The organism is Blastococcus sp. CT_GayMR20, from assembly GCF_004570345.1.
The window spans coordinates 1-1,295 of the sequence record NZ_SPQM01000306.1 but is presented as its reverse complement, the minus strand read 5'-3'; the positions used below and the strand labels follow the sequence as shown (position 1 = coordinate 1,295).

Genomic DNA, 1,295 nt, shown 5'->3' with positions numbered 1-1,295 from the left:
CGCGCGGCGTGCACCGCGAAGTTGGGGTCGTCCTGGGCCTGGCGGCCCACGGCCACGAGGTCGGCGGCGCCGCCGGCGATGACAGCCTCCGCCTGTCGCGCGTCGACGATCATGCCCACCGCCATGGTGGAGATCCCGGCCTCCTCACGGATCCGGGCGGCGAAGGGAACCTGGTAGCCGTAGCCGATGGGGTGGTCCCAGCCCCCCAGGCCGCCGCCCGAGGTGTCGACGACGTCGACGCCGAGCGCCTTCAGTGCCCGCGCGAGGGCGACGGTGTCCTCCAGGCTCACGCCGCCGGGCGAGCCGTCGACCGCGGACACCCGGACGAAGAGCGGCTTGTCGGAAGGCCATGCGGCGCGCACCGCCTCGACCACCTCCAGCGGGAAGCGCAGGCGGTTGGCAAGGGAGCCGCCGTAGTCGTCCTCGCGCTGGTTCGTCAGCGGCGAGAGGAACTGGTTGAGCAGGTACCCGTGCGCGGCGTGCACCTCGACGACGTCGAAACCGGCGGCCAGCGAGCGTCGTGTCGCGGCGACGAACGCGTCGCGCACCTCGGCGAGCTCGGCGACGGTCAGGGCGTGCGGCACCGGCCAGTCCGGGCCGGTGGGGACGGCGCTTGCAGAGACGGTCGGCCACGGCGCCTCACCCGGAGGAGCGTTGTCCGGCGTCACGGGGCCGCGACCCTCCCACGGGCGGACGCTGCTGGCCTTGGCGCCGGCGTGCGCGAGCTGGATGCCGGCCGCCGTCCCCTCCGCGTGCAGGAAGTCGACGACCCGGGCCAGTCCCGGCACGTGCTCGTCGGACCACAGACCGACGTCGCCGTGGCTGATGCGGCCGGCGGCGGTGACGCCGGTGGCCTCCACCATGACGAGGCCGAAACCCCCCAGGGCGAACCGGCCGAGGTGCACCAGGTGGTAGTCGCCGACGAGGCCGTCGGTCACCGAGTACTGGCACAGCGGCGCCACGACCAGCCGGTTCGGCAGCGTCAGGCCACGGAGGGTCAGGGGCGAGAAGAGGGCGGGAATGCTCACGTGGGGGAGCCAACACCATCGGTCAGCAGGGTCTTCCGACCTGAGAACCAGACGTCCTAGACGTAACATCTCTCACGGTTACAGGACGCCGACCGGTCGGTAACCTCACCTGATCCGACGTCGTTGCAGGAGTGTGACGGTCGGGTCGCACGTGCACCACCGCCGGTGCTGGACTCCGCCCCGGCCATTCAGAGGATGGAGACGCCGTTGACTTCCGTGGCCACCCCCGGTCTCGACAACGCCCCGACCACCCACGCCCGCCTGCTC

1 protein-coding gene is annotated in these 1,295 nt (G+C 72.4%); it reads right to left on the bottom strand.

Annotated features, from left to right (window positions below):
- Window positions 1–1,028: NADH:flavin oxidoreductase/NADH oxidase (locus E4P40_RS27585; RefSeq protein WP_135161463.1), on the bottom strand; the 1,028-nt coding region annotated here is incomplete at its 3' end.
- Window positions 1,029–1,295: the final 267 nt, after the last annotated feature.